The 255-nt window shown below is 53.3% G+C and carries 1 rRNA gene; it reads left to right on the top strand.

From position 1 onward, the window contains the following. Window positions 1-255: ribosomal RNA gene (locus NNN71_RS25370) — 23S ribosomal RNA — on the top strand; the annotation flags it as partial.

The raw sequence follows: 255 nt of genomic DNA, 5'->3' as shown, positions 1-255 counted from the left end.
CTTGACACTGAACACTGGTCCTTGATGTGTAGGATAGGTGGGAGGCTTTGAAGCGCGGACGCCAGTTCGTGTGGAGCCATCCTTGAAATACCACCCTTTAATGGCTGGTGTTCTAACGTAGACCCGTGATCCGGGTTGCGGACAGTGTCTGGTGGGTAGTTTGACTGGGGCGGTCTCCTCCTAAAGAGTAACGGAGGAGCACGAAGGTTAGCTAATCCTGGTCGGACATCAGGAGGTTAGTGCAAAGGCATAAGC

Origin of the sequence: Kluyvera sp. Awk 3, from assembly GCF_028069715.1 — a bacterium.
GTDB lineage: Bacteria > Pseudomonadota > Gammaproteobacteria > Enterobacterales > Enterobacteriaceae > Kluyvera > Kluyvera georgiana_A.
Note: the sequence above shows the minus strand (reverse complement) of the source record. Positions and strands in the feature narration are given on the sequence as shown.